The organism is Virgibacillus carmonensis (assembly GCF_057836705.1).
Map to the genome: position 1 here is coordinate 1 of NZ_JBYQFJ010000294.1, position 582 is coordinate 582.

A 582-nucleotide genomic window follows, 5' to 3' on the forward strand; every position below is an offset into this window, starting at 1 on the left:
AGGTACGGTAGGAGCAAGCTCTGCAAACGACCGTATGGAAGGCTTTGCAAATATAATAAATGAAAATCCAAACTATGAAATAATTAAATCGCAAACAGGTGAGTTCACACGTTCCAAAGGTAAAGAAGTTATGGAGGCATTTTTGAAATCAGATGGGGAAAACATTGATGCAGTATACGCTCATAATGATGACATGGCTCTAGGTGCTATCCAAGCTATTGAAGAATACGGGTTAAAACCTGGAGAAGATATTAAAATTGTATCTGTAGACGGTATAAAAGATATTTTTGAAGCTGTTGCTGCAGGAAAGTCAAATATTATTGTAGAGTGTAATCCGTTATTAGGACCACAGCTTGCTCAAGCTGCAAAAGATCTACAAGCCGGAAAAGAAATTGAACGATGGATTAAAGCGGATGAAAGTGTTTTTGTAGGAAAAGAAGAAGCTGAAGCTGCATTACCATCACGTAAATACTAGTATAAAAACGGAATTGTTTATAGCAATTCCGTTTTTTATTTCACCGATAAACTAATGAAATATTACGATAACTATTGAAATATGAATGTAATATTGTTAATAATATA

General features: G+C 34.4%; 1 protein-coding gene. It reads left to right on the forward strand.

All coding sequences use genetic code 11. The features are described from left to right. A partial coding sequence (locus AC3G7N_RS21950; RefSeq protein ID WP_489424240.1) for a substrate-binding domain-containing protein occupies nt 1-475 on the forward strand: 475 nt, incomplete at its 5' end. Nucleotides 476-582 lie beyond the last annotated feature (107 nt).